This is a genomic window from Paracoccus sp. P2 (genome assembly GCF_046335115.1).
GTDB lineage: Bacteria > Pseudomonadota > Alphaproteobacteria > Rhodobacterales > Rhodobacteraceae > Paracoccus > Paracoccus pantotrophus.
In genome coordinates this window covers 1-24,463 of record NZ_JBGOSN010000053.1, presented here as the reverse complement: position 1 = coordinate 24,463, position 24,463 = coordinate 1, and the positions used below count along the sequence as shown (strand labels likewise).

23 protein-coding genes are annotated in these 24,463 nt (G+C 62.7%); 10 read left to right on the top strand and 13 right to left on the bottom strand.

What is annotated here, in order from left to right; genetic code table 11:
• Nucleotides 1–63 precede the first annotated feature (63 nt).
• The 7 genes from ACDP63_RS21090 to ACDP63_RS21060 form a co-directional block, all read right to left on the bottom strand.
• Nucleotides 64–513 (bottom strand): hypothetical protein, encoded by a 450-nt coding sequence (locus tag ACDP63_RS21090; protein ID WP_409928608.1) that lies wholly within the window; start codon nucleotides 511–513, stop codon nucleotides 64–66.
• Nucleotides 514–1,016: 503 nt separating this feature from the next.
• On the bottom strand, nucleotides 1,017–1,307 hold the full coding sequence (locus ACDP63_RS21085; RefSeq protein ID WP_114537043.1) for a hypothetical protein: 291 nt from the start codon (nucleotides 1,305–1,307) through the stop codon (nucleotides 1,017–1,019).
• 73 nt (nucleotides 1,308–1,380) lie between these two features.
• Complete coding sequence (locus tag ACDP63_RS21080) at nucleotides 1,381–2,058, bottom strand: DNA methyltransferase (RefSeq protein WP_409928607.1); 678 nt, start codon at nucleotides 2,056–2,058, stop codon at nucleotides 1,381–1,383.
• Between the two features lie 715 nt (nucleotides 2,059–2,773).
• On the bottom strand, nucleotides 2,774–3,406 hold the full coding sequence (locus ACDP63_RS21075; protein ID WP_409928606.1) for a LysE family translocator: 633 nt from the start codon (nucleotides 3,404–3,406) through the stop codon (nucleotides 2,774–2,776).
• 163 nt (nucleotides 3,407–3,569) lie between these two features.
• Complete coding sequence (locus ACDP63_RS21070) at nucleotides 3,570–6,785, bottom strand: error-prone DNA polymerase (protein ID WP_409928605.1); 3,216 nt, start codon at nucleotides 6,783–6,785, stop codon at nucleotides 3,570–3,572.
• Nucleotides 6,786–6,906: 121 nt separating this feature from the next.
• A complete protein-coding gene (locus ACDP63_RS21065; protein ID WP_409928604.1) occupies nucleotides 6,907–8,430 on the bottom strand; it encodes a Y-family DNA polymerase in 1,524 nt (507 codons plus the stop codon).
• Nucleotides 8,345–9,106, bottom strand: a complete 762-nt coding sequence (locus ACDP63_RS21060; RefSeq protein WP_409928603.1) for an ImuA family protein — start codon at nucleotides 9,104–9,106, stop codon at nucleotides 8,345–8,347. The genes ACDP63_RS21065 and ACDP63_RS21060 overlap by 86 nt, the downstream gene beginning before the upstream one ends.
• A 177-nt stretch (nucleotides 9,107–9,283) precedes the next feature.
• Between ACDP63_RS21060 and ACDP63_RS21055 the strand changes: the two genes are divergently transcribed.
• Genes ACDP63_RS21055 through ACDP63_RS21045 form a run of 3 tightly spaced genes read left to right on the top strand, consistent with a single transcriptional unit; the run spans nucleotide 9,284 to nucleotide 11,478 of the window.
• Nucleotides 9,284–9,952 carry an SOS response-associated peptidase gene (locus ACDP63_RS21055; RefSeq protein WP_409928602.1) on the top strand — a complete coding sequence of 223 codons (669 nt, stop codon included), beginning with the start codon at nucleotides 9,284–9,286 and terminating at the stop codon, nucleotides 9,950–9,952.
• Between the two features lie 12 nt (nucleotides 9,953–9,964).
• Nucleotides 9,965–11,089 (top strand): DNA polymerase IV, encoded by a 1,125-nt coding sequence (gene dinB / locus ACDP63_RS21050; RefSeq protein ID WP_409928601.1) that lies wholly within the window; start codon nucleotides 9,965–9,967, stop codon nucleotides 11,087–11,089.
• Nucleotides 11,090–11,106: 17 nt separating this feature from the next.
• The gene (locus tag ACDP63_RS21045; protein WP_409928600.1) at nucleotides 11,107–11,478 is read left to right on the top strand and encodes a hypothetical protein; all 372 of its coding nucleotides are present in this window, start codon (nucleotides 11,107–11,109) and stop codon (nucleotides 11,476–11,478) included.
• 62 nt (nucleotides 11,479–11,540) lie between these two features.
• On the opposite strand, the gene ACDP63_RS21040 is transcribed toward ACDP63_RS21045, so the two are convergent.
• Nucleotides 11,541–11,858 (bottom strand): H-NS family nucleoid-associated regulatory protein, encoded by a 318-nt coding sequence (locus ACDP63_RS21040; protein ID WP_409928599.1) that lies wholly within the window; start codon nucleotides 11,856–11,858, stop codon nucleotides 11,541–11,543.
• A gap of 152 nt (nucleotides 11,859–12,010) precedes the next feature.
• Here ACDP63_RS21040 and ACDP63_RS21035 point away from each other — a divergent pair, with 152 nt between their 5' ends.
• The 3 genes from ACDP63_RS21035 to ACDP63_RS21025 all read left to right on the top strand — a co-directional run bounded on the left by ACDP63_RS21035 (nucleotide 12,011) and on the right by ACDP63_RS21025 (nucleotide 13,879).
• Complete coding sequence (locus ACDP63_RS21035) at nucleotides 12,011–12,259, top strand: DUF6429 family protein (protein ID WP_409928598.1); 249 nt, start codon at nucleotides 12,011–12,013, stop codon at nucleotides 12,257–12,259.
• A 427-nt stretch (nucleotides 12,260–12,686) separates the two neighbouring features.
• Nucleotides 12,687–13,205, top strand: coding sequence for a hypothetical protein (locus ACDP63_RS21030; protein WP_409928597.1), 519 nt, complete (start codon nucleotides 12,687–12,689; stop codon nucleotides 13,203–13,205).
• Nucleotides 13,205–13,879: an RES family NAD+ phosphorylase gene (locus tag ACDP63_RS21025; RefSeq protein ID WP_409928596.1), complete on the top strand. Its 675-nt coding sequence runs from the start codon at nucleotides 13,205–13,207 to the stop codon at nucleotides 13,877–13,879. Before ACDP63_RS21030 ends, ACDP63_RS21025 begins: the two co-directional genes overlap by 1 nt.
• 76 nt (nucleotides 13,880–13,955) lie before the next feature.
• Here the strand turns inward: ACDP63_RS21025 and ACDP63_RS21020 are convergent, their stop codons facing one another.
• Entirely contained in the window at nucleotides 13,956–14,096 is a 141-nt protein-coding gene (locus tag ACDP63_RS21020) for a hypothetical protein (protein WP_409928595.1), read from the bottom strand.
• 230 nt (nucleotides 14,097–14,326) lie between these two features.
• Between ACDP63_RS21020 and ACDP63_RS21015 the strand changes: the two genes are divergently transcribed.
• Both ACDP63_RS21015 and ACDP63_RS21010 read left to right on the top strand, forming a co-directional pair.
• Nucleotides 14,327–17,746, top strand: coding sequence for an AAA domain-containing protein (locus ACDP63_RS21015; protein WP_409928594.1), 3,420 nt, complete (start codon nucleotides 14,327–14,329; stop codon nucleotides 17,744–17,746).
• The gene (locus tag ACDP63_RS21010) at nucleotides 17,743–19,491 is read left to right on the top strand and encodes a hypothetical protein (RefSeq protein ID WP_409928593.1); all 1,749 of its coding nucleotides are present in this window, start codon (nucleotides 17,743–17,745) and stop codon (nucleotides 19,489–19,491) included. Before ACDP63_RS21015 ends, ACDP63_RS21010 begins: the two co-directional genes overlap by 4 nt.
• A gap of 217 nt (nucleotides 19,492–19,708) precedes the next feature.
• On the opposite strand, the gene ACDP63_RS21005 is transcribed toward ACDP63_RS21010, so the two are convergent.
• The 3 genes from ACDP63_RS21005 to ACDP63_RS20995 form a co-directional block, all read right to left on the bottom strand.
• Entirely contained in the window at nucleotides 19,709–21,382 is a 1,674-nt protein-coding gene (locus tag ACDP63_RS21005) for a reverse transcriptase domain-containing protein (protein WP_409928592.1), read from the bottom strand.
• 301 nt (nucleotides 21,383–21,683) lie between these two features.
• Nucleotides 21,684–21,935 carry a toxin-antitoxin system HicB family antitoxin gene (locus tag ACDP63_RS21000; RefSeq protein ID WP_409928591.1) on the bottom strand — a complete coding sequence of 84 codons (252 nt, stop codon included), beginning with the start codon at nucleotides 21,933–21,935 and terminating at the stop codon, nucleotides 21,684–21,686.
• On the bottom strand, nucleotides 21,932–22,360 hold the full coding sequence (locus ACDP63_RS20995; RefSeq protein WP_409928590.1) for a putative toxin-antitoxin system toxin component, PIN family: 429 nt from the start codon (nucleotides 22,358–22,360) through the stop codon (nucleotides 21,932–21,934). The genes ACDP63_RS21000 and ACDP63_RS20995 overlap by 4 nt, the downstream gene beginning before the upstream one ends.
• Before the next feature lie 163 nt (nucleotides 22,361–22,523).
• On the opposite strand from ACDP63_RS20995, the gene ACDP63_RS20990 reads away from it, so the two are divergent.
• The gene (locus tag ACDP63_RS20990) at nucleotides 22,524–23,117 is read left to right on the top strand and encodes a DUF6088 family protein (RefSeq protein ID WP_409928589.1); all 594 of its coding nucleotides are present in this window, start codon (nucleotides 22,524–22,526) and stop codon (nucleotides 23,115–23,117) included.
• Nucleotides 23,110–24,129 (top strand): nucleotidyl transferase AbiEii/AbiGii toxin family protein, encoded by a 1,020-nt coding sequence (locus ACDP63_RS20985; protein WP_409928588.1) that lies wholly within the window; start codon nucleotides 23,110–23,112, stop codon nucleotides 24,127–24,129. The genes ACDP63_RS20990 and ACDP63_RS20985 overlap by 8 nt, the downstream gene beginning before the upstream one ends.
• Before the next feature lie 137 nt (nucleotides 24,130–24,266).
• Here ACDP63_RS20985 and ACDP63_RS20980 read toward each other — a convergent pair.
• Nucleotides 24,267–24,463 (bottom strand): hypothetical protein (locus tag ACDP63_RS20980; RefSeq protein WP_409928587.1); only part of this gene is annotated, 197 nt, incomplete at its 5' end.

The following is a 24,463-nucleotide window of genomic DNA, read 5'->3' as shown; positions in this document are numbered from 1 at the left end:
GTGATCCATGAAACGCGCCCCTCGCAGCCGTCAACGCCATGATTTATATGCGAAATATCACGATTACGACAGCGAAATCAGCGACTTACTTGGAGAATGTGGGGAGAAGAAGGCGACGCCGATCGCGTTCAGATGGGCCATGGCCGATCCGCCGATGACGATGCCGCCGATCCCGCCGAGAATGTTCAGCGCGATGCTGGAATCGATGGCGTTCTTGGCAATTCCGTAGATCAGCGCATAGCCCGCGATTGTGGCAGGAATGGCGAAGAGCCCGAGGGCGACGAGGCGGACAAAGGGATTGCTGGCGAAGGCCAGCACCGCGATCACGAACACCACCGACGCGATGGCGCCGCCGAAGGCGGCTAGCCCCGGCAGGAAGATCCCGGTATCGGCGCCATGCATGTATTGGAACACGCTCATGGCGACCCAGAAAGGCAGGGCGAAGACGGCCAGCTTGAAGGCGATGAAGCCGGCGGCGATGGTCAGGGCAATGGCGAGCACGATCAGAAACATCGAAGCCTCCATGAAAAAATGGATGACGGTTCACGTCAGGCGGCCAATGGAAATACGCTCTCGCCTGCGACGGTTTGGCAATTCACCGGTTCTTCGAGTGCGATCATCATGCCGGCTCGGGGCGTGATGCGTCAAGCTAAGCAGGGCCGCGCCGGCATATACCCGCCACCGCAAGGCGGTGTTGCTGCTGTGGATGTGGGCGCGGGTCTCGGGCATTTGCACCGGGTGCTGGCGGGGCCGCGAAGCGGCAACATCCTTTCCCGCCTTCGGCATGATCCGGCCGGGCTCCGATATCTGGTGGTCTCCGCCCGTCCGGATCATGCCGCGCCATTCGCGCCTGTCGCATCAGCCATGGGCGCATCTGCCGATGTCTTCGCCAGGTCTTGCGAGCCGGGCCATGCCCGGCGAGCGCAATTTTTCGACACCCTTCCCGTGCATTGCACACGCGCGACGACCGCCGATCCGATGGACCGGCGGCCGTGGTGTTGTGGGCTGGTGCCTGCCTATGGGCGCAGCGGGCGCCACGGTTCATCCGTCCCGGCCGGGCGCCAGGTCAACCGGCGGCAGCGGAAAGTGGCCCAGGCGTAAAGCAATGGCTCCATGCCGTGCCACCAGTCGGCCGCGATGTCGCCGCAACGACCCTCGAACAAGAGCCTGCCGCGGGCGGTGTAAAGCCGGAACTCCACCGGCAGGGCGTCGCCGTCTTCGGGCTTGCCCCGTGCCGGAACGCCGTCGGCGTCCTCGCCCAGTCCGATGCAACCGCCATGATGGTCCTTCGTGACAATCCAGCGCATGTCGAAATCCTTTCCTTGAAGCTGTGGGGGTATGGCGCCCGCCCCGATGACGGGCGCCCTCGGGTCGCAGGGCCTATGCCGCCGCCTTCTGATATTTCTGTTGCAGGGCCGCCATCCGCTTGCCGATGGTCTGGTAATGCGCCACGTCCAGTTCCACCCCGAGCCAGTCGCGGCCCAGCAGATGCGCCGCCGCCAGCGTGGAACCGCTGCCGCTGAACGGGTCCAGCACCAGATCGCCCGGTTTCGTGAACGCGCCGATCAGCCTGCGCAGCGCCGCCACCGGCTTCTGCGTCGGGTGCAGCTTGTTGCCGGTATAGGGGAAGTCCAGCACATCCGGCACAGGGCTAGCCGGCAATTCCGGATCGCCCTTCGCTAGCAAATAGGCCTGTTCGTGTTCATAGCGCAGGAAGCGGGCGGATGAGGCGTAACGCTTGCGGAACACCAGATGCCCGACGATGCGGAAGCCCGCCGCCTTCCAGGCCTCCACGAACAGATCCACCTTGTTCCAGCCGTAGAAGCTGACGCAGAAACCGCCCTGCTTCAGAACCCGGTGCATCTGGGCGAAGGCGGGCCGCAGCCAGCGGGCGTTGTCGTCGTTGGCGACGGTGCGGCCCTGCCGGTCGCGGAAGCGGGTCACATAGGGCGGATCGGTCAGGATGAAGTCCACCGAGCCGGTGCCGAACGCCTGCATCGCCTCGATGCAATCGGCGTTGATGACGAGGTTGCGGGGGGTGCTGGTCTTGCCGGTCATGTCTCTTTTCCTTTCGATTATGGGGTTCAGGGCAGCGAAGCGCCGCTCCTGAACCCTTGCCCGTCGGCGAGACCGGGGGTGCAAGGCGCAAGAGAAGTCTTTGGCACCGTGGAATAATTGGAGGGGACCCGCTTGCGGGGAGGGAGCCGTTTATGCCGCGAAAGGCCGAAGAGTTTTCTTGCGGCGCGCCAGGGGCAGCGCCCCAAGCCTCTTCATCTCAAGGAAAAATCTCTTCTTCGAACTGCGAAGGCCGGGCGCTCGGAGTTGGTCAGGTCGGATGCCCGGCGAAGTCTCCGGCTATTATTCTGGACCAATATCTGTTGAAAACGTGGAAAGCGCCAAAGGAAGTGTTGCACTTGGGATGGCGGTGGAGCTACCCACTTTCGGTCAGGAGACTGCCGCCCGGAAGTTTCACTGGAGGTTTGCGCCGTCGTTTCCGCAACTCATCTTGGGGGCGTTGCGGGGATCTCCCCGCAGAAGGGGGTGCGCCGGCAACACCGTGCCGGCCAGGGGGAAGACTTTCCCCCTTCAACCTGCACCATTGACGGCTACGCGGGACGAAGTTGCCGTTCGTCCGAAGCAGTCCCTGTCACCATTCATGTCACAAGTGGCGCAGCGAATGCGACAAAGACTTGCGGCACGAAAAGCCCTGATTCTCCAGATGCTGCCGATCTGCCCCGGGCTTTAGGATTTGCACAAAAATATGTGGCCTAGCCTAGCGGCGCGCTTCCGTTGCCATGCGCACGGCCAGACCGGCAAGCACGGTCCCCATCAGCCATCTTTGCACCACAAGCCATGTCGGACGACCGGCGAGGAAGACCGCTATCGTCCCGGCGCCAATGGCGATCATCGCGTTGACGGTCACGCTGATGGCGATCTGGGTGAAGCCGAGGGCCAGGGACTGCGCAAGCACGCTGCCGTGACCGGGGCTGATGAACTGCGGAAGAAGCGACAGATACATGACCGCGATCTTGGGATTGAGCAGGTTGGTCAGAAACCCCATCATGAAAAGCTTGCGGGGGCTGTCCTTCGGCAAATCCTTCACCTGGAACGGCGACCTTCCCCCCGGTTTCACCGCCTGCCATGCCAGCCAGAGCAGATAGAGAGCGCCCCCGAAGCGCAGCGCGTCATAGGCATAGGGAACGGCCATGACGATCGCGGTGATGCCGAACGCGGCGCACAGCATGTAGAACACGAAGCCGAGGGCGACGCCCCCGAGCGAGATCAACCCCGCCGCGCGGCCCTGACAGATCGAGCGCGAGATCAGATAGACCATGTTCGGACCGGGCGTCAGCACCATGCCGAGCGCGATGAACGCAAAAGCAAGCAGGCTGGTCAGTTCGGGCATTGGCACCCCCCTCTTCTCCGTTCCCTGCTTCGCATGATCGGAAGCCGGTCGCAATCATCCCGAAACCTGCGGCAACCTGTGCCGTCGTCCAGCGGGATCATTCATCCCATGGCTTCCAGATCGCCGATGCCCAATGGCCGCAAAGGGCTCTCCTTCCCCTTTTTCACCTGAAATCCCGCGTCCGCACCCTGATGCCCCTGCCTCGCGGCTCGGACGCCGGCGCGCCCTGCCGGAACTCGTCGCCCCGCCCATGCGGCAGCGGAAACGCCTCGTCACGTTCACCAACGCTGGCCAGTTCGCGCGAGAGACCGGTGATGCGGTGGGCCACCAGATGCACGACCTCGCCCTCGCGCTGGATGCGGCCATGCACGGCAATCATGCTGGAGGCGAGGATCACCCGCCGGAACTGTTCGAAGACCTTCTGCCAGACCACGACATTGGCGATGCCGGTCTCGTCCTCGATGGTGATGAACATCACCCCCTTGGCGGAGCCGGGGCGCTGGCGGACGAGAATGATACCTGCGGCCTGCAGCCAGCGCCGGTCGCGCGAGCCCATCGCCTCGGCGCAGGGGGTGATCCGGCGCTTTGCCAGATCGGCGCGCAGGAAGGACACCGGATGGCGGCGCAGGGTCAGGCCGGTATGGGCGTAGTCCTCGACCACCTCGCGGCCCGCCGCCATCGGACGCAGGGCGATGGCGGGCTCTGTGACTTCCGCGATCATCTCGCCCGCGCGGCGGGAGGCGGCGGCGAAGAGCGGCAGTTCCTCGTCGCGCAACCCCTTGATGGCCCAGAGCGCCTCGCGCCGGGCGAGGCCGAGGGCGGGGCGGAAGCCATCGGCCTCGGCGATGGCAGTGAGGACCGCAACGGGAATGCCCGCCCGGCGCCAGAGATCCTCCACCGAGACAAACGGTTCATCGCCCCGCGTGGCGGCGATGGCCGCCGCATGGGCATTGGCCAACCCCTTGACCATGCGCAGGCCCAAGCGGACGGCGAACTTGCTCTCGTCGTTGGTCGGTTCCAGCGTGCAGTCCCATCGGCTGGCATTGATGCAGACCGGCCTAATCTCGACGCCATGCTCGCGGGCATCGCGCACGATCTGAGCCGGAGCATAGAAGCCCATCGGCTGGCTGTTCAGCAGCGCGGCGCAGAAGGCGTCGGAATGCCAGCATTTCAGCCAGGCGGTGGCATAGGCGACCAGCGCGAATGAAGCGGCATGGCTTTCCGGAAAGCCATAGCTGCCGAAGCCTTCCAGCTGCCGGAAAGTGCGTTCGGCGAACTCCTGTTCATAGCCTTTTTCCACCATGCCGGAGATCAGCTTGTCGCGGAATTTCGAGACGCCGCCCGTGTGCTTGAAGGTGGCCATGGACTTGCGCAGCATGTCCGCCTCGCCCGGCGTGAAGCCCGCACATTCGATGGCCACCCGCATCGCCTGCTCCTGGAACAGGGGCACGCCGAGCGTCTTGCCTAGCACCTTCTCCAGTTCGGGGGTCGGATAGACGACATCCTCAAGCCCGGCGCGGCGGCGCAGATAGGGATGCACCATGTCGCCTTGGATCGGGCCAGGCCGGACGATGGCGACCTGCACCACCAGGTCGTAATAGGTGCGGGGTTTGAGGCGCGGCAGCATGGACATCTGCGCCCGGCTTTCGATCTGGAAGGTGCCGAGGGTGTCGGCCTTGCGGATCATGGCATAGGTGCGCGGATCCTCGGCCGGAATGGTGGCGAGGTCGAGGTCGATGCCCTTGTGCTCGGCCAGCAGGTCCAGCCCTTTCCGCATGCAGGTCAGCATGCCAAGGGCCAGGACGTCGACCTTCATGAAGCGCAGCGCGTCAATATCGTCCTTATCCCATTCGATGATCTGGCGGTCCGCCATCGCCGCCGGTTCAATTGGCACCAGGTCGTCGAGCCGGTCATGGGTGAGGACAAACCCGCCCGGATGCTGCGACAGATGCCGCGGGGTCCCCAGAAGCTGGGCGGCCAGTTCCAGCACCAGCCGCAGGCGGTAATCCTCTGTGTTCAGATTCAGTTCACGCAAATCATGGGCGGTGAGACCATCGGCCCATCGGCCCAGCTGCTCCGAAAGCGTCTGGGTCAGGTCTTCGGGCAGCCCGAGGGCCTTGCCGACATCGCGCAAGGCGCCTTTGGCGCGATAGCGGCTGACGGTCGCGGTCAGCGCCGCACGATCGCGGCCATAGGTCTTGTAAACCCACTGGATCACTTCCTCGCGCCGCTTATGCTCGAAGTCGACGTCGATATCAGGCGGCTCGCGGCGCTCCTCGCTGACGAAGCGCTCGAACAGCAGATCGTTGCGGCCGGGGTCGATGGCGGTGATGCCGAGGACATAGCAGACGGCGCTGTTCGCCGCCGAGCCGCGCCCCTGGCAGAGAATGCCCTGTGACCTGGCATAGCGGACGATGCTGTGAACGGTCAGGAAATAAGGCGCGTAGCCGAGCTTGCCGATCAGACCCAACTCATGGCGCAGCACCGCAGCGACTTCATCCGGCACACCTTCGGGATAGCGGTCTTCTGCGCCCTCCCAGGTCAGCCGCTCCAGCGTCTGTTGCGGGGTCAGCGCCGGATCGTCGCGTTCCTCGGGATATTGATAGCGCAGCTCATCCAGCGAGAAACGGCAGCGATCAGCGATTTCCAGCGTCCGGGCCAGCGCCTCGGGCCAGCGCGAGAACAGCCGGTGCATCTCTGTGGGTGGCTTCAGATAACGGTCGGCATGGCGCTCGCGGCGGAAGCCGAGGGCGTCGATGGTGGTGCCGTAGCGGATCGCGGTGACCACGTCCTGGAGCCTGCGGCGGGACGGTTCATGGAACAGCACGTCGTTGGTGACGACCGTCGGCACGCCGAAGCGTTGCGCCAGTTGCGACAATTCCCAGAGACGCATCTGGTCGTTGGGTCTGCGCCGCAGGCTGAGCGCCAGATAGGCGCGGTCGCCGAAGGTGTCGCGCATCCGGCGCAGCCGCAAGCCGCACTCGTCATCGGGCAGGTCCGGGACCAGCACCGCGATCAGCCCCTCGCCATAGGCTGCGAGGTCCGCCCATTCCAGATGGCACTTGCCCTTGCCCGCCCGCCCCTTGCCGAGCGTCAGCAGGCGGCAGAGCCGCGAATACGCTTCCCGGTCGGTGGGGTAGACCAGCACCGACATGCCGCAGGCCAGATCGAGGCGGCAACCGACGATCAGCCGCACCCCGGTCTCCTTCGCCGCCTCATGGGCGCGGACCATCCCGGCCAGCGTGTTGCGATCCGCCACCGCCAGCGCCTCGATCCCCATCAGGGCGGCGGTGGCGAAGAGTTCCTCGGCCGAGGACGCCCCGCGCAGGAAGGAGAAATGGCTGGTTACCTGCAATTCGGTGTAGCGGGGGGTCATCATGGGCGGCCCCCGAGCCTGTGGGCGCGGGCGGCGCGTAGGAAGGCGCCCAAGCCAGCGGCCCGCCGCGACCTGCATCCGGCTCGGGATACGGGTTCATATGCATCTGGGTCGGCTTGACGGCTCATCCGAACACCCCGTGCAGGAACCAGCGATGCGAGCCGGTGGCGGCGTCCTCGCCATCGCCGGCGCGGAAGATCCAGAGGCGTTCCCCGGCCTCGTCCTCGATGCGGAAATAGTCGCGCACGGCGGCTAGCTCGGTATCGCGTTTCCACCATTCGCCGAAGATCCGCTCGGGACCATCGGCGCGGCGGACCAGGCGGCGGACCCCGCGCCAGCGGATCCAGTTCGGCGGATGGTCTGGCAAGAGCGCCATGGTCTCGATCGGCTCCGGGTGCGGCAGCAGGCGCGCGGGGCGAGGCCAGTGATCGGGCCAGCCGGCGCCGGTGCTTTCTGCCAACGCCGGGATGCGGCAGACCGCACGCTCCGGCACGTCGCTGGCCACCGGGGCGAAGCGGTAGACCCCCCGCGCGCCCACCCGGTTGGCCAGCGTATCGATCAGGCCGGAGAGGTCCGGCTCCGGCGTTTCGATCTGGCTGCTGACTGCCTGTTTCGCGGCCAGCGGCTCGGCAATCGTCGCCGCCAGGGACATGATCTCGATTCCGAGGCCGGGGTCGATGGTCTCGATCTTGTCGCAGAGTAGTCGCCTCAGGCGCGCAGGCTCGCTTACCGGCCGGGCAAGACCGATCCGGACGGTCTCGATGCGATTGTCGATCCGGTGACAAAGCAGGTCGAGTCGGCGCGCGCCGAGGCCACGCTCCTCCAGCGTCTCGCAGAGCGTGATCACCAGCTTGCCGATATAGCGGGCGATGGTCTCGGCAGCGCCGATGGGTTCGGCGAAGACGCGGCGGGCCTCGACCAGATCCGCCGGGCGGATCGGCGTGATGGGCTCCGAGATCTGGCCGAGCGCCTGATCCAGCCGGCGGCAGAGTTCCGGCCCGAAGCGGCGGGTCAGCGGCGCGCGGGGCTGGCCGAGCAGGTCGCCGATGCAGGTGAAGCCGAGAGCGCGCAGGCCGGATGAGATGGCGGGCGGCAGCCGCAGCCCCTCGAATGGCAGCGGCGCGAGGACGGTCTCGACCGTGCCGGGCGCGGCGATGAACACCGGATCGGCCCGCCAGCGCGCCAGCGCATGTGCCGCGCCGCAAGTGTCGGCCAGGGCGGCACGGGCAGCGATGCCAGAGAAGGTCAAGCGCCCGACGAGGGCATCCAGCATCGCCGCCTCGCCGCCATGCAGATGGTCGGTGCCGGTGGAATCGATGACGATCCCGTCCGGCGGATCGACCGCGACGATCGGGCTGAATCGTTGCAGGATCCACAGCGCCAGGCGTTCCAAGCTCTCGGCATCGGCCTGCGGGTCGGCGGGTTCGATATGCAAACCGGACACCAGCGCCTGGGCTTTGGTCACCGGCATGCCGACCCGCAAGCCGAGGGCCTGAGAGGCGACACCCACCGCCGTGACGATACGGCGGTTGCCGATCCGACCGGCGATGATCAGCGGCGCCTCAACCGGTGGCGCTGCGGGGCCAGCCTGCCGCCGCAGCCGGTCCACCGGCCAGGTCGGCAGGAAGACCGAGATGACCCGTGCCATCGCATGCCTCCAGTTCAATATCGAGGGATTCCCCGGCCCGTGCCCGGATCAGTTCAACCAGCCAGCGCGGTCTCTCGACGCCCGGCACCGGCAGGGTTTTCGACGGCAGGCTGGAGACCCGCCAGCGGGTCATCGCCGCCGTCGGCTGGCCGAAATCGCTGGCCTCCGACTGCCGCCGCCAGCGGCGCAGCGCGATGCCGAGGATGCCGGATTCCTTCGCCGCCAGATGCAGCCGACGCGAGGCGACCATCGGCAGCCGGGCGACATCGCCCACCACGGCGCCGAGCCCGCCATGGCGCAGCCCTTCCTCCATGCAGGCTAGCACCGCCTTGTCGTCGCCCGCCTCGACGAAGATCACCCGATCCGGCGCCAGCCCGGATTGTTCGAGACCGGGAGCAAAGAGATCCTGCCGCGCCACGCACCACAGCACCTGGCCCCGCGTCCGCGCGGCGATCCCGGCTACGAAACCGGATGCGGCTGCCGCGTCCACGGTGCCATTGCCGCCGCCCGCCACCTCATGCAGGCAGCCGAGCGCCAGCCCCCCGCCCGGCAGCTTCCGGTCCAGCGCCGGCAAGCCGAAAGGCAGCACTTCGCGCCGGTGCACGCCCTCGCCCTCGAGATGCGCGATGCGCGCCCGAAGCTCGGCGATGGCGGGGCTGTCTGCGGGTGCCGGCATGTCTGGCGGGGTGCTTCCTGGGCTGGACGGGCTTTGCAGCGGGCGATTCCGCTGATAGGTTCACTATTTGTTCACGGTCAGATCCGGAGTCAATCCGAGTCGCTTCCGATGTGATCTTGGGAACGCCGCGTCCTATGCTGACGTCGAATCGGTGCGCAGGAACGGAGGGAATGGATTTTGTGTAACCTGTTCAATGTCTCGACCAACCAGCAGGCGATCCGGGAGTTCGTCTCCGCCACCCATGACAGCATCGGCAATCTCGAACCCTTGATCGAGGTCTATCCCGATCGACCGGGGCCGGTGGTGCGCAATACCGGCAGCGGACGGGAACTGGCCATGTTGACCTGGGGCATGCCGACGCCGGTCGAATACCTGAAGGCGCCGGGCGCGCCGGATACGGGCGTGACCAATATCCGCAACACTGCCAGCCTCTGGTGGCGCAAATGGTTGGGCGTCGAGCATCGTTGCGTGGTGCCCGCGACGGCTTTCTCCGAATATGGGCAGAGGCCCGACCCGGTGACGAAGCGCAAGCCGCTGCATTGGTTCGCGCTGGACCAGTCGCAACCGCTGTTCTTCTTCGCCGGCATCTGGACAAGCTGGGAGGGCATGCGCGGATCGAACCGCACACCGAGGCCGGGCAGGCACGAACTCTTCGCCTTTCTCACCACCGAGGCTAACGAGGTCGTCAGGCCGATCCATCCCAAGGCCATGCCGGTGATCCTGACCAGCCGCGACGAGGTGGAGACCTGGCTGACTGCCGATTGGCCTGAGGCCAGGGCGTTGCAGCGCCCGTTGCCCTCGGGCCTGCTGGAAGTCGTCGAGCGGCCGGCGATCCGGGCGGCATGAGAGAGTGAGGGCATGTCGGAATCGGCGGAACAGATCGGGGAAGGTGAGGCGGGCGAAAGGATCCGCAAGATCATCCATGTGGATATGGATGCCTTCTATGCCTCGGTCGAGCAGCGCGATAACCCCGAGCTTCGCGGCAAGCCGGTGGCCGTCGGCGGCTCGGCCGCACGCGGCGTGGTTGCCGCCGCCAGCTACGAGGCCCGCGTCTTCGGCGTCCGCTCGGCCATGCCGTCTGTGACGGCGAAGCGGCGCTGCCCGGACCTGATCTTCGTAAAGCCGCGTTTCGACGTCTATCGGGCCGTGTCCAACCAGATCCGCGAGGTCTTCGCCGAACATACCGATCTGATTGAGCCGCTGTCGCTGGATGAGGCCTATCTCGACGTGACCGAGAACAAGCAGGGCATTCCCGTCGCGACGGAGATCGCGCGGATCATTCGCAGCCGGATCAAGGAGGTGACGGGCCTCAATGCCTCGGCCGGGATCAGCTATTGCAAGTTCCTCGCCAAGATGGCGAGCGACCTGAACAAGCCCAATGGCCAGGCGGTGATCACGCCCTCGCGCGGGCCGCAGTTCGTCGCGGACCTGCCGGTGAAGAAGTTCCACGGCGTCGGCCCGGCGACGGCGGCGAAGATGGAACGCCTCGGCATCCTCACCGGCGCCGATTTGCGGGAGAAATCGCCCGAGTTCCTGCGCCAGCATTTCGGCAAATCGGGGGACCGGTACTATTGGATTTCGCGCGGCATCGACCACCGTCCCGTCGAGCCGGATCGCGAACGCAAGTCGATCGGCGCTGAGGACACGTTCTCGGAGGACATTTTCGGCCTCGATCCGGCAAGAGCCGAGATCGAGGCGCTGGCGGCCAAGGTCTGGCGCAGCTGCGAGGCCAAGGATTTGACCGGCCGCACCGTGACGCTGAAGGTGAAATATGCCGACTTCCAGCAGATCACCCGAAGCCGGACCAGCGAACGGGGCGTGCGGGACGCGGCGGAACTGACCGGCATCGCCTCGGCGCTGCTGGAGCCGTTGTTCCCGGTCGAAAAGGGCATACGGTTGCTCGGCGTCACGCTATCCTCGCTGGAGACGCAGGGCGAGGACGGCGGAGGGGAACAACTGAGCCTCGGCCTGCCGGGACTATAAACGGAAGGTAGGGGCCGATGAAGCGGAAGGAAGAGGAGAAGGCCGCCGCCAGTCTGGCCAGGGGCATGGCGATGATCTGTGTCCGCAACACCATGCTGGAGGATCTCCATGCCGGTCAGGTGCCGATCACCAGGACCGGGGATTTCTCCGATGTTCATGTCATCGACGGTGCAGGCAGGCGGATTCCCTGGACAGAGCTTTCGCGGTTCGACGACGGTGAGATGCGCGACCTGATGCGCCAGGTGGTCAACCGCCTCTATACCTTCCTGCTGCGCATCGACGAGCCGGCCTTCAGGGATTCCATCGATTCCTGGATGAAGGCGGCGGCCAAATGGGACGATCCCGTTCTCGACCCCGGTCTGGCGAAGACCGGGTCATGGACGGAATGATTCCGTTGCTCGCGGGGGCGATAATGCAAGGGACCGCAGGCGACCTGCGGTCCGTGGTGCATTCAGATGGCGAAATCTTCCAGCGACTTTCCTGCGTCCAGCCCCTCGACGATCCAGGCGGGCTTGCGGCCCCGGCCGCTCCAGGTGATGTCCGGGTTTTCCGGGTGGCGGTATTTCGCGGCAGAGGCCGCACGCTTCCGGGACGAAGTGGCGTCGACCAGATCGCCCAGAGCGAAACCGTGCTCCTTTGCCACCGCTTCCGCCGCGGCGCGGGCCTCGGCTTTCCGGCGGTCCTCGAAGGAGGCGATGGCTTTGGCCACGTTCTTTTCCAGCTGCTTCAATTCGGCCAGAGACAGGGTGTTCAGATCGATATTGGTCATCGTGATCCTCGCTTTTTTTCGGCTTCGGCCTAAACTATTGGAGGTGATCGGGCAATTCTTTCAAACGGTGATTGCATCTGTCGTCGCAGCCGGGCGTGGTATCGGATACCATGGAATAGAAATGGGAGGGGTCTCAGGGACGAGCGCATACGATGGAAATCGATGAAGACAAGATCGACGACGCGGTTCTGGCGCTGCTCTATCTGACGCTTGGGCGCGATGGCCGGGCGTGGAAGGGACACGACTGGGACGCGATGAACCGGCTCCACGAGAAGGGCTTCATCGGCGATCCGGTCAACAAGGCAAAATCAGTCTGGCTCACCGACGAGGGGATTGCGCGGTCGGAACGGCTATTCCGCGAGATGTTCGCCAAAGGGGAGGGGAAGACGCCGGCCGGCTAGGGCGGGCTCGATGACCTGACGAGCCAGCGAACGGCCTTCTCGGCCGGTGTGATCCCCCCGCAACCTGTCCCATCCGTGAGCCCACTGCGATCCGAGTGCGTGGCCTTGCTTTTCCGAGTATATTCGCTATATAGTTTCATATCCATATCGAAACTATGATGCGGAGGTCGTCATGGCGCATGCTGCTTACACGGAACATCGCAGGAAGCCTTCCAGGATGCGGGCTGAGCCGCTCGGAGAGCGTCCTCTGTATGCGTCTGGTAAGATCGCCGCTTCCGCCCTCGCTGCAGGCTCCGTCCGTGTCGACGTTTCCGTGGCTGTCGCTCCGGAAGATGTCGACCTGTGGTCCACGGCAGTCGAAGCCCGGACTGCCCCGGCTTCGGCGCAGTCCGGATCGAAAAAGGGCCAGGGCTTGGTAAAGGAGGCCATGAAGGCAGCCTTTGCCGCGGTTTTCAGCGACCGCTTCTCCGGCGAGATCGACAAGGTGGTCGACGCCTACCGGGTCATGCTGCGGGAGAGCCTGGCGAAAGGCGATGACACCGAATTGCAGGCGGCGCTCAACCGCGCCCGGCTGCAGGAAAGGATTCTGGCCGGCACCTCGATGGTCGATCAGGCACAGGCATGCGAACTGCTTGGCCTGTCGGCAACGAACCCCTCTGCCACGATGAAGCGCAAGGAGGACAAGCGGGAGATCCTGCGGTTCACGGTCGATGGTCGCGCCACCTATCCGCTGTTCCAGTTCGACGTCGAGGGGCGCCGCATCCACCCGGCGATGGCGAAGTTGATCGCCTTGAAGCCCCGGACCTGGAGCGATTTCCGCCTGCTGCACTGGTTGACGCGGCCGCATCTCGATTTCGGTGTGGCGCCTGCCGAACGGCTCGGCGCCGAGGCCGATGCCGTGATCGCGGCCTTCGAGCGGGAGATCGTGCCTGCGGAGCATGGCTGATGCGGTTCGATCTGACGATTCCCGACCCGTCCACCATGCGGGTCGGGAAGGAAGCCTATGTGACGCTCGACGCGGGCACCGAGCTGCATCGCATCCACCCCGCCGTCTACAAGGCCGAGCAGTTCAACCCGACCGTCGCCGGCGATGCGCGCTTTTCTCCGATCCGGGATGCCGGGGGCACGATCATTCCGACGATCTACGCGGCGGAGACGTTTGCCTGCGCGGCTTGCGAAATCATCCTGCGCTGTCCCGACACCCCGCCCGTCGATCCGAAGACCGGCCTGCTGACCTTCCAGATCGTTTTTCCCGGCGACTTCAGAGTTTATAGCCATAGCATCGTCAGGACCACCTCGTCGCTGCGTCTGGTCGATCTGACCACTGCCGGGCAACGCAAGATCGGCGTCAACCACAATGCGCTGCTGGCAGGCCCGCGCAGCACCTATCCGGCAACGCGGGCCTGGGCCGAGCGCATCTATGCCGCATGCCCGGCGGCGCAGGGTCTCTATTACAGCTCGGTCCAATTCGGCCCGGATTTCGCGATCCTGCTGTTTGGCGACAGGGTAGGGGAGAACGCACTGGAGCCGGTCTCGACCCGCGCCGTGGCCGACGCACCCTGTCATGCGGAAATACGCGCCATCGCCGAAAGCCTGTCGATCGAATATGCGGATGTTTGACGGTCGCGGACGTACAAACCGCAGGGTAGGAAACCGGAATCGGTCAGAGCTTCAAATGGTCTTCCCTCCCAGGACCTCAGGCGAAGCGCCTTGCACCCGTGACGCAGGCGACCACGATCACGGTCGAGACGATCATGGTTCCTGCGATGAGCTCTCCGAGGAAGATCGCCGCAAGCACGAACCCGAAGAAGAGTTGGAGAAGCTGCAACTGGTGCATGCGAGGATCGAGGCGGTGGAGCGGCTGGCGCGACTGGGCATCGTTCTGTGGATCATGCCGCGTGGCGGATCTACCTGCGATGCCGGTTGCCGGATGGGTTGGACTCTGCGGTTGCCGCCCGGCGCTGCATGGAGCGCAATGTCGTGCTTGTGCCCGGAAACGCCTTCTAGATTGGAACATAGGGCCGGGACACCCTATGCTCTGTTGAATGAGCAGAAGGGAAATTTGTAATGGGGCGACCATCGCGCGACGTTAAACTGCTGCAACCATTCGACGAAAGGTTTGAGATGACGCGAATTTCGCGTGGAGATCATCTTTCTCACGCCTTTTCGGTTTGGTCGGCTGTTGATCGTAACGATGGTGAGACTTACGTGCTCTGGCTTCTCGAGAAGACTGGCGCAGCGGTAGATCGCGACATCACACGCGTCCTTCGCGAAACAGTGCGGCGCCTGCGAGGCGTCCTAGCGCGCCGATCGGCAAGAGAAGTCCTGATTGAAGTCGTCGATGTCGTGGAGGACAGAGCGGAGATAGGCATCCGCTCGGTTGGTGCGGACAAAACGCTCGACGCGCTAACACCGCGGTTTCGACAGAAACTGGCCGACAGCGCTCGTACCGTCTCTGGGCGCTTGGAAATTTGGCAGCAGATTGCCCGCCTAGTCCGAGCACTCGGCTACCTACACGGAGCCGATATAGTACATGGCGGTATCACGAATGGCGCGGTTTTTGTCGTTTCTATAGAGCCTTTGGAATTGAAACTCGGCGGTTATGAGGCCTGCGTCCATGTCGGAACCCTCGGTGACGGTGGCGCGTCCTTACTGGGCGCAAATGCCACGATCTCTCACGCACAGGACTGGAGGGATCTGGGTGCCGTCGCTGCAGAGTTGCTTCAAGGTCGCGATGGCGGCTCGGTGATGCTTCTGCCGTCCGAGCAGGGACTTCTCGACCGATTGTGCAGGCCGCCGCAATTCGCGCATATCAACGCCGAAACTTTGGCTTCAGAGATCGAGACGCTCTGCGCGCAGCTAGCGCGCGTGGGATCGAGCGGCAGATATGAACTTGTCGTCGCTCCAGGTCGCGATCTTTTGCGGCTACATTTGCCCGCCCTGACAGACGGGTTAATTCCAGCGACAGATAATGATGCGCTCGTGCAGTTCCTTGGTGAGGATCTCAACACTGAAGGGTTGCTGATGCTTCAGCTACCCGGCGATAACGTCAAGCTGTATTCACAACGTGCCATGTACGATGTCCGCCCCTTGGGTGATGAACGCCGGATTGGCCGGATCGTGGAAGCTAGGCCGCGAGATGCGAGCCAAGGAACGATCAACGCCTCGCCGATTGGTGCCCGAATCCACGTTGCGCAAAATATGAAAGAAGCGCGCGACCGAGTCGCTAGAACGGGTGGCGGCGCCATGACATGGCCATCCGCGGGACGCGTCGGGGGTGATCACTTGGAGCGCCGGGATGTCGCCGAATGGCACGCACTTATTCTAATCGAAATCATGACACTTCTGGAGGGGCGACTGCGGCACTATCCGATAGAAATCGTCGACACGACAATGACCGGCCTGGTGCAGATCGCGGCACGATCCGACGCAGCCCATGACGAATGGCGTAGCATCTTTGGATTGGGCGACGCGGCCACGGCACTCGATCGCGAGATGTCGACTAGCGATGGATCAATCGAATGGACGCTCACGGAGTCGGAGGCGCTCTCGATCGGCGCCGGTGCGCCGACACTGCTGTTCGACGAGGTCGACGAGAAGAACGGCCGGAGACTCTATACTTGCTATTACTCGGGAAAGCTGCCGGTGGGGACCAGCGTGCTTCTCCGTCCGCGCCCCGACCGAGGAACCGAAGCGTCCGTTCGACGTCGGCTCCGCCATATCGCCGCCGCGCGCGACAACCTTGATCTCTTACGGGCGTTGGGAGATCCGCGAAGCGTCGGCCTAGATCCCGCGCTTCGTGACATGGCACCGCCGGGTCCAGCGCCGGACGCACTAGATGCATCGAAAGCTAAGGCTTGGGCGGCAATCGACCGCGGTCACTCCATGGACCTCGTTGTGGGTCCTCCCGGCGTGGGTAAGACGTTCCTGGTATCTCATCTGGTGACCTCAATCCTCTCGTGCAACCCGATGGCTCGCATCCTTATTACGGCGCAGAACCATGAGGCACTTGCGCAAATGGAGCGAGAGCTAGGCAAGCAATTAGCGAATGGCACAGCGTCTTCGATCATCGTCCGCGTGGAACGGCCGGGCGACCGGGAAGAGACAACGCTACGCGATCAAGCGCGGTCCCTATTGGGCCGGTTCAACGAGCGCGAAGCTAGTCCTTTGTCCCTCGCGAGGAGGCAGGCGATCGCGCAGATGCTCCAAGGACCTCCTGCGAATGCCTGGGGCGACCCTGAGGCCGATGCGATCCTAAGGGATACGGAACATTTGGTCCTTAATAGCGCGGATGTCGTCTTAGCGACGGCTAACTCCGCCGCAATCGAGGAGATGGTGACCGATGGACAGCAGTTCGACTGGGTGATCATTGAGGAGGCAGCGCGAGCTAGCGCGTCTGAACTTGTCGGGCCGCTACAGCTCGGAAGTCGTCGCGTACTTATCGGCGATCATCGACAACTCGCTCCATTCGATGCTGAGCGCAAGGCGCGTCTCTACCAAGCCGGTGCCGCAGAGGCGCTTCTCGAGGGGGCTGTCAAGCTGCTCGACGCAATCTCCGACCTCCCGGAAGAAGTTGGTGCATCGCTCGAGGCATTGAAGGCCGACCCGACCTTGATGGCGGACGTGTTGGCGACGGCCCTCCGGCTTGAACAACCGTTCCGCGAAATCGCACAGACCTCCGAGGAAAATGAGAACGTGTCCCGCAGCGGGCCAGTCTCAATGCTCACAGAGCAGAGCCGTATGCATCCCACCATCTGCGAGTTGGTCTCAGAGACGTTCTACGGCGGTCGGCTGACGACCTCTGAGCGCATCCAAGATCGCACGTCGCCGATCAAAACAATTGACCTAGCATTGCAAGCCCCTGTCGTTATCATCGACTTACCTGCCCTGAGTAAGGTCCCCCAACGTGCCTTCGAGACCTATGAGGGCACCTCCCTGTCTAACCTTGCGGAGGTCGCAGCTGTAGAGGCTGTCCTCGACCGACTGCATCCCGCATCCGCTGATGGTAAGCCACCGAGCCTTGTCGTCCTGTCGCCTTACACGGCGCAGTGCGAGCTCCTTAGAGCGCGGCTTAGCAGGCGCATCGACCGGGACGCCGGGCTGCTCGGGGGATTCTCGAGCGCGAAAGACGACGGCACCTTTGTGCATACGATTGACAGCTTTCAGGGTGGCGAGGCGGACCTCGTCATCGTGAGCATGGTTCGCAACAATCAGAAAACCGGGCGGCGCGCGCTTGGCATTCTTGGAGATCGGCGGCGCATGAACGTCCTGCTTAGCCGGGCACGGCATAAGCTCGTGCTCGTGACCTCGAGAGCTTTCTTGAGCAATGCCGTTCAGCGATGGTCAGGTCATACGACCAGCGACGATCTTGACTTCATGGAAGGGCTATTGAGGCGGATCGCCGCAATGGCCCAGCCTAACCAAACCGCCACGGAGCGCAGGGTCTCCCTCGTGACCTGTGATGCATCCGGGGAGATCGTGCAATGATACTCCTCATTCCCGCGATCTGGTACAGGGGCACTGCGGTGATCGAGCGGCGATGGGGCTGGAGTCCTGTAGAGGAGGAGGTTCTTCTCTCCCTGCGCGACAAACCCGGTACCAGCGCATCGGTGGCGGAAGACCTAGCCATCCCGCATCAGGTCGCTGCGGCGACGGTTGGACGCCTCATGCGCTTCGGCTTGATCGAGGTTCGCAAGGCACCCGAGCCAGCACTCGCGATGACGGATGCGGCCAACGCTCATCTACGTGCCGGCCGGCCTCTGCCCGAACGCGCCGCACGGCGAGAGATGACAATCAGTCTTCTTTTTGACAAGGTCGGCGGGTCCGTATTCCGCCGCCGTGACGTCGAGATCAAACCCGTCAACATTCGATCAGACGGTGTGCAGATCATCCCATTCCCCGAGGATGATGAGGAGGAGACCGACTGTTCAATGGAGAGCCGCGTGCGCGAACTTGTAAACCGGTCCTTACGCCCTGGCGAGTCGTTTGCCATGATGACTGCTAACAGGTCGAATTTTGAGAACAGGTTCATCAAGATCGATCTAGATCGCGCCCGAAACGGTTTACTGCCAGAAGGTGCGAGTGCCGAGTTGGAGGAGAAGGTGCGTGACTTCATCACCACCAAGCGTTTGCCTACAGTACGCCGAACCTCTCCCTTGCGTCCGTCCTGCCTTGACACCGAGATAGCCATGACGATCGCACCCGATCAAATCGTTTTCGGCGGAGACGATCACCTTGTTAGACTGATAGATATTGTCGCTGCCGCGAGAAGTGATGTTTTTGTCCTATCCACCTTCGTAGCGGCACAGGACGATTCTAAAGCACATCTCGGGCAGAATCGCGTATGGGAGGTCTTGGAGGACGCCGTGCGCCGAGGCGTGAGGGTCCATCTATTCTACGGCTCTTCGCTCGAAGAGGACCACAAGCACAAACGTGCGTTGGCGGAACTTGGTGCCCGCTTGCGCAAGGTCGGGAGCAGTATCGTACCCCATCTCGTAGCGGTCCATAGTCATGCCAAGCTTCTGATCGCCGACGACGGAAGAGGCGGTACCCGCGCTCTTCTGGGGTCGTGCAATTGGCTCCAGTCGCCATTTCAGGCGCACGAACTTTCGGTGGATCTAAATGAGAGGCGTGCGGTATCGGCATGCCTCGAATTGCTTGAGGCCATTACAGCGGCGGTGCCGACCGCTCGGCTATCGCGGGAGGCGATGCAGGCGATGCGCGCCGCGCTCCGGACACGCCGGACGGATCTGCTGAACCCACCGGAGATGGTCGACCGGATGGAGGTCACGATGCGAATCCTCGCGGCGGACGATCACCTCCCATTGCTCCGTCACGTCGCGCATGAGGCACGCGAGCGTATGGTAGTGATGACCCACCGGATGGGACAACCAATGACGCAAAACGTGCTTGATCCGGCGAAGGCGGCGTCGGAGCGAATCGCGGATGTCCGCACGTTTTACTCGCTCCCCTCGGGCCCGGTTAAAAAGGCCGACATGCGTAATGTGATAGAGACAAGTGGCGTCAATGTTCGGAAGACGGGCAGCCGACAGCCGATGCTGCACGGCAAGGGCCTTTTATGGGACCGCGATGATATCGTGGTAACGAGCTACAATTGGGGGTCACAAACCGCGTCTGAAGAGAGGCCGCTGGACGAGATTGGCGTTCATCTTAGAGGGGCGGGGATCGCGGACCTCCTCATCTCATGCCTTCAGGCCCACGGTATCAAATAAAGCAGATCATAACCCATATGCGAGAGTAACAGGGCTCGCATTGGAGTCAAATAGATAAGTCGAATTATAATCCAATATGCGGCGCATCAAATATATTTTCAAGTGGGAATGAAAGCGAAGCAAAAAGAATGCTTAAGGGTTTGCGCTAGGTGCTTAATATTTGCAGCTTAAGATTAACTCAGACCCGCAATTCGGTTGATAAAACTCGCAGCGATCACTAAGTAATTGCGAGTAAAGCGTCAACAAAATTTGATCTGACTGCCAAAAAGGGGATTGTTCGATCATCGTCGTTCGGCCCTCTAACGATAACACCGACGACCTTGCCTGCGAACAACACGGGACCGCCACTCATGCCCTCGTAGGTACCCGATAACAAGGCAATCACGTTGTCTGACGTAGCCGGAGTGCCGTCGAAAGTCTGCCGCGAAAACCCTGTGACTTCAGTTGCATTGATCGTCAGCGATGTATTGTCAAGATTCGAAGGGTAACCTGCGGCCTGCACCGCAGAACGGACGCTGAGTGTGCTAGCTTCTGCTGTTGATGCCATTTGCAGGGTCGCCGCTGGCCTGTAAGCTGCCAAAGGCGTTCGTGCTCGAATTAACGCGAGATCGTTGTGATCATCTCGTGCTACTTCGTCGGCTTCCATTGCGAATTTCGTGTTTTGTCGCGGGAAGATGCGCAAATTCGGTCCGAGGCAGTGTGCGCAAGTTACAAAGAGGTTCTCCGCGACCGCGAAGCAAGTGCCCACTGAGCCACCATCAGTGTCATTTTCAAGATACCAAACAGCAGCGTCCAGAATCTCGCGATCCTCAACCAGCGGAATAGGAAACATCTGGCCTGTGCATAAATCATTAAATCTCGTGGCGAGATTCCGAAAAACTTGATCCGTGGATCCTTTAACTTGCCGAATGAACTCGATCTTCCCGTGTACTACCCACTCAAAGTTAGTGGCTTCCTGTTCCGGCAAACGGCCTCTATCTGGGCGCTTCTCATCGAAATGGCGCGCTGCCGCCGCCGCATATCCGTTGAATTGCCAGTCGTGAAGCATGGCGCGGACATCCCGAACAAATCTGCGCTTGACGTTGACCTTCTCATTAACAACAAGTCCCGTGACTTCCTGTTGGAAGGCGCGGCCCAATAGGCGTGTCTTTGCATGATTAATTCTAAATCCGTTGTCTTCAATGATCTGTTGGAAGGAGTCGGATAGAATAAAATCATGATGGGTGTCGGGGTTTGCGAACCGGCCTACTGGTGCAGGAAAAGTCCTGCGATTGGAAGATATGGTTATGTCGTCGGCGTATCGCGTATAGGTGCACCCAATTTGTCTGCAAAGTCGAGACAATTCAGCATCCAGCTTATCCGACACGATATTTGCAAGTATTGGCGAAAGTGCGCCCCCTGGCATCAACACATGAGTTGTTCGACGGCTGCCATCGACCTCCTTTTCAGCTTGAAAGCAAGCGATGTGCGCGATGAACTGGGCGATCTCTTCAGGGTAGTTATAGGGTGGGGCCATCAAGCGCCCACGGACACGCCCGAAGTGAATTGTTTCAAAGTAATCTTCGAGGTCTATGTTGAGTACCCATCGCTTGCCAATGTGTTGCCGAGCGTTGCTCACGATACTACGTTGATGGCCTCCGACAAATCCATGGACATGGGCCCGAGGACGATAATCGTTCTCTAGAAGGCGGAGGACGTCCCGCTGCAACCGGAGAAGCGCAATCCGAGGGGCACAAATGCGTCTGGTGCCACCACTTTTCTTTGGGATGGTGAATTCTTTGTATCGTGCGCCTGGAGCTAGCCCATAGGCAATGTAGACAAATTTTCTTCGATAATTTCGACGAAGCCCAAAAGCGATCTGTCTTAAATTGGTAAAACGCTTTAACGACATGAGTGCATCAACGACCTACAATCTCGCATTCCCAACGTCGCGGGAATTTGGCAATTCCGTAACAGCATGTAGCGGGGCGAGTTGAAAGTAACCTTCTCGCAGGTGTCGCAGGTAACACAACACTTGGTTGATTGCAGGCCGCTGATGCCCCATTAGTTCTAGCCGTATCCGCGAGCGGGAGCAACGGCGGAAGAGTGTCGTTACGAACCAGTTTCGCCGCTCATATGGAACGCAGCGAACCGCCGCTTCCTGCCCGTTGGGACGATCTATGTAAGTAAGCGCGCAGGTGAGCAACCCGACTTCACCCGTCCATCTCATCCCCTAGCATAGGCTTCCTCCCCTTGCCTGCCCGCTTGAGGACGTCGAGTGCCTTGGGAATGTCGGCTCGCGCGGCGCGCTCCTCGAAATAGCTCTCCACCCGGAGGGCCGAGAGCTTCTCGGCTACGGCGACGTTGATCAACTGGTTCAGCGCCACGCCCTCGGTCTCGGCGACTTTGCGGGCCTCCTCCAGAAGCGAGGGCTGGAGCCGCAGCGCGAAATTGCTCTTTCTCATAGCCTCTTCTCCACGTTTCGCCACGCCGCACCGGGCGCGAGGGTTTCGATCCCGAAGCGCTCGGCCACCTGGCCGAAATCGCGCAGGTTGAAGGTCACGATGGCATCGGCCCTTCCGTTCACCGCCGCCTCCAGTACCATGTCGTCGTTCTGATCCCGCACGGCGGGCCGCCACAGGAAGGCCAGCCGCACCGGATCGACCACCGCCGCCACCGCGTCGAGCAGCACATTCACGTCCTCGACCGACAGGCCGGACGCCTCCAGATGCTCCGGCCGCGTGAGTACCGCGTGATACTCGATCATCAGCGGCACCGAGGCCAGCAGCGTGATCCGTCGCTCCAGCCCCGCCACCAGAAGACGCCGGGAGGCCCCGGTATCGCTGCGGATTGCGGCCACCATCGTGGCGGTGTCCAGAATCAGTCTCATGCAGAGATATTGGATCGACGACAGGATATTGCAAGTGATATTGCTTTGATGCTTGCCACGCTTGCGAGTTCATAGGCTCACGACGAGTTGCTTGCCTCCGGACTCTGAGCATCCGTTGCAAACTGTCAGAAAGTTACATATATTCCTGACAGGAGACGGGGCCATGCAACGACTGACCGAACAGATTCTGGCGCATGCGGAGCGGCTTCCCGAGGGAACGCCTCTGACGGCGAAGGGCCTCCTGCATCTCGGCAGCCGGGCAGGGGTGGACCAGGCCTTGTCGCGCCTTGCCGAGCGCGGGCAGCTGATCCGCGCTAGCCGGGGACTCTACCTGTGCCCGGTCACCAGCCGGTTCGGCACCCGCGCGCCTTCGGTGGAACAGACCGTCGAGGCCTTGGCGATGCAGCGTGGCGAGGTGATCGTGCCGAACGGTGCGGCGGCGGCGAACGACCTCGGCCTGACCACCCAGGTTCCGATACGGTCGGTCTATCTGACTTCGGGGCGCAGCCGGATGATCGCCCTCGGCAAACAGGTCGTCGAATTGCGCCACGCGCCGCGCTGGCAGCTTGCCCTGGCCGACAAGCCAGCCGGTCAGGCTGTTCGCGCGCTGGCATGGCTAGGGCCCGAAAAAGCCGATCTGGCGCTGGATGCCCTGAAACAAAAGCTGCCGCCAACCGCGTTCGCTGAGCTGGTGACGGCTGCGCCCCAATTCCCGACCTGGCTCGCCAGAAGTGTCAGCAAGGCGGCCCATGGCTGAGGATTTCTTCACCTTTTCTGCCGAGGACCGGCAAGAGGCATTGCGCGTGGCCGCGGATCGATCCGGCCGTCCGCTGCATCTGCTCGAGAAGGATGTCTGGGTGGTCTGGGTGCTGCAGGCCCTTTTCGGCTCTACGCTCGGCGAGCATCTCGTGTTCAAGGGCGGAACCTCGCTGTCGAAGGCCTATGGCGTCATCCAGCGTTTCTCCGAGGACGTCGATCTGACCTATGACATTCGCAGGCTGGTGCCGGATCTGGTCGGAGACGGCGAGGCGGCCCTGCCGAAAACCCGCAGCGAGGAGAAGCGCTGGTCCACCGCGGTTCGCGAGCGTCTGCCGGAATGGGTGGCCGGGGATGTCCGGCATCTTATTGCGGAAGCGATGACGAGGGATGGCGTTCCGGGCGCCATCCGCATTGAGGGCGACAAGCTGTTCGTCGATTATGAGCCGACCGGACGTGGATCGGGCTATGTGTCACCCTCGGTGATGCTGGAATTCGGGGCTCGCTCCACCGGCGAGCCTGCAAGCGTCCGGGACGTAGCCTGCGACGCTGCCGGCTTCGTCGAAGGTGTAGCTTTTCCCGCTGCCCGGCCACGGGTCATGCATGCCGAGCGGACGTTTTGGGAGAAGGCGACGGCCGCGCATGTCTTCTGCCTTCAGGCGCGCCTGCGCGGTGATCGCTTTGCCCGACATTGGTATGACCTGGCCAAGCTGGATGAAGCAGGTCTTGCCGATGCCGCGCTGGCTGATCGCGATCTGGCGCAGGCCGTCGCCGCGCATAAGCAGATGTTCTTTTCCGAAAAGGCCACCGACCGTTCGGTGATCGACTACAGTGCGGCCGTGGCGGGGCAGCTGCAGCTTGTCCCTCGGGGCGATGCTTTGGCGGCGCTTGGCGATGATTACCGGCGCATGACAGAGGACGGGCTTCTGCTCGCGGATGCGCCGCCCTTCGAGGCTGTCATCAAGCGGTGCGGCGATATTCAGGCCCGGGCTAACCAGAAACCAGGCGGGTAGCGTTCGGATCGGTAGCCCAGCATTGACAGATTGCGCAGGAAGGGTAGGGTCAAGGAATAGGCCAGTCGTAGCTTTTCCAGTGGCCGAGATCGATTTTCGCGTCCATAGAAAGAAGCTGAAAGGGCGATTATCTCTTTCTATACAAGGACTTCGAGCGAGTGTTGGTCTCGGTGGTTGCGGGCCCCCGCAACCATCTTTACTTGCGCCCCCGCTGCATCCGCCGCGGGGTTCTTGCGTTGCGCCGAAAGCGTAAGGATTCCGGCAAGATCGCCCTGAACGTCGATCTCGATCCGATCCTCCCCCGGCGTCAGCACGATCCGGTCGATCAGCGAGC

Coding starts and splice junctions, on each gene's coding strand:
- ACDP63_RS21035 (WP_409928598.1), top strand. CDS start 12,011: ATGGAAATCGATGAAGACAAGATCGACGACGCGGTTCTGGCGCTGCTC.
- ACDP63_RS21020 (WP_409928595.1), bottom strand. CDS start 14,096: ATGCACCAGTTGCAGCTTCTCCAACTCTTCTTCGGGTTCGTGCTTGCG.
- ACDP63_RS21070 (WP_409928605.1), bottom strand. CDS start 6,785: ATGATGACCCCCCGCTACACCGAATTGCAGGTAACCAGCCATTTCTCC.
- ACDP63_RS21060 (WP_409928603.1), bottom strand. CDS start 9,106: ATGCCGGCACCCGCAGACAGCCCCGCCATCGCCGAGCTTCGGGCGCGC.
- ACDP63_RS21000 (WP_409928591.1), bottom strand. CDS start 21,935: ATGAGAAAGAGCAATTTCGCGCTGCGGCTCCAGCCCTCGCTTCTGGAG.
- ACDP63_RS21080 (WP_409928607.1), bottom strand. CDS start 2,058: ATGACCGGCAAGACCAGCACCCCCCGCAACCTCGTCATCAACGCCGAT.
- ACDP63_RS21005 (WP_409928592.1), bottom strand. CDS start 21,382: ATGTCGTTAAAGCGTTTTACCAATTTAAGACAGATCGCTTTTGGGCTT.
- ACDP63_RS21065 (WP_409928604.1), bottom strand. CDS start 8,430: ATGGCACGGGTCATCTCGGTCTTCCTGCCGACCTGGCCGGTGGACCGG.
- ACDP63_RS21025 (WP_409928596.1), top strand. CDS start 13,205: ATGCGGTTCGATCTGACGATTCCCGACCCGTCCACCATGCGGGTCGGG.
- ACDP63_RS20995 (WP_409928590.1), bottom strand. CDS start 22,360: ATGAGACTGATTCTGGACACCGCCACGATGGTGGCCGCAATCCGCAGC.
- dinB (WP_409928601.1), top strand. CDS start 9,965: ATGTCGGAATCGGCGGAACAGATCGGGGAAGGTGAGGCGGGCGAAAGG.
- ACDP63_RS20985 (WP_409928588.1), top strand. CDS start 23,110: ATGGCTGAGGATTTCTTCACCTTTTCTGCCGAGGACCGGCAAGAGGCA.
- ACDP63_RS20990 (WP_409928589.1), top strand. CDS start 22,524: ATGCAACGACTGACCGAACAGATTCTGGCGCATGCGGAGCGGCTTCCC.
- ACDP63_RS21045 (WP_409928600.1), top strand. CDS start 11,107: ATGAAGCGGAAGGAAGAGGAGAAGGCCGCCGCCAGTCTGGCCAGGGGC.
- ACDP63_RS21090 (WP_409928608.1), bottom strand. CDS start 513: ATGTTTCTGATCGTGCTCGCCATTGCCCTGACCATCGCCGCCGGCTTC.
- ACDP63_RS21075 (WP_409928606.1), bottom strand. CDS start 3,406: ATGCCCGAACTGACCAGCCTGCTTGCTTTTGCGTTCATCGCGCTCGGC.
- ACDP63_RS21030 (WP_409928597.1), top strand. CDS start 12,687: ATGAAGGCAGCCTTTGCCGCGGTTTTCAGCGACCGCTTCTCCGGCGAG.
- ACDP63_RS21010 (WP_409928593.1), top strand. CDS start 17,743: ATGATACTCCTCATTCCCGCGATCTGGTACAGGGGCACTGCGGTGATC.
- ACDP63_RS21015 (WP_409928594.1), top strand. CDS start 14,327: ATGGGGCGACCATCGCGCGACGTTAAACTGCTGCAACCATTCGACGAA.
- ACDP63_RS21085 (WP_114537043.1), bottom strand. CDS start 1,307: ATGCGCTGGATTGTCACGAAGGACCATCATGGCGGTTGCATCGGACTG.
- ACDP63_RS21040 (WP_409928599.1), bottom strand. CDS start 11,858: ATGACCAATATCGATCTGAACACCCTGTCTCTGGCCGAATTGAAGCAG.